Source organism: Microtetraspora sp. AC03309 (assembly GCF_020826795.1).
In the GTDB taxonomy this organism is placed as follows: Bacteria; Actinomycetota; Actinomycetes; order Streptosporangiales; family Streptosporangiaceae; genus Microtetraspora; species Microtetraspora glauca.
Window position 1 is genome coordinate 1 of sequence record NZ_JADDIL010000536.1, and the last position, 436, is coordinate 436.

A 436-nucleotide genomic window follows, 5' to 3' on the forward strand; every position below is an offset into this window, starting at 1 on the left:
ACCGCCAACAGGGCGACGAGTCCGGGCCGCACCGGCAGCGACGGCAGATGATCGAACGGGTTGCCGGCCACGATACGGCCGTCGTGGCGGCGCAGCGGCGAGAGTCTCGACGCGACCGTGCTGTACACCTCGAACGGGTCGGCGCTTTCCAGCCAGCGCTGTCCGCAACACAACGCGCCGGCGAGAGTGACCGCGAGGTAGATCAGCAGCCAGTTGCGAATGGCCGCAAGCGATCCCGGGTCAGGGCTGGCCAGCTCCAACCACACGAACGCGAACAGCCCGACTGCGGCCGGCCAGTAGCCGAGCTGCTCGGGATAGCGCAGCGGGGCCTGAACCGGCAAGAACCGGTACAGCGCTCGGACGGGAGAGATCAGCCGCCACACCGGGCCGAACAGCACCGATGCGGCGACCAGTCCCACCCACAGCAGGACGTAGA

1 pseudogene is annotated in these 436 nt (G+C 68.8%); it reads right to left on the reverse strand.

What is annotated here, in order from left to right:
• Positions 1-419, reverse strand: a pseudogene (locus IMZ11_RS44235) (hypothetical protein); the annotation flags it as partial.
• Between the last annotated feature and the right edge of the window lie 17 nt (positions 420-436).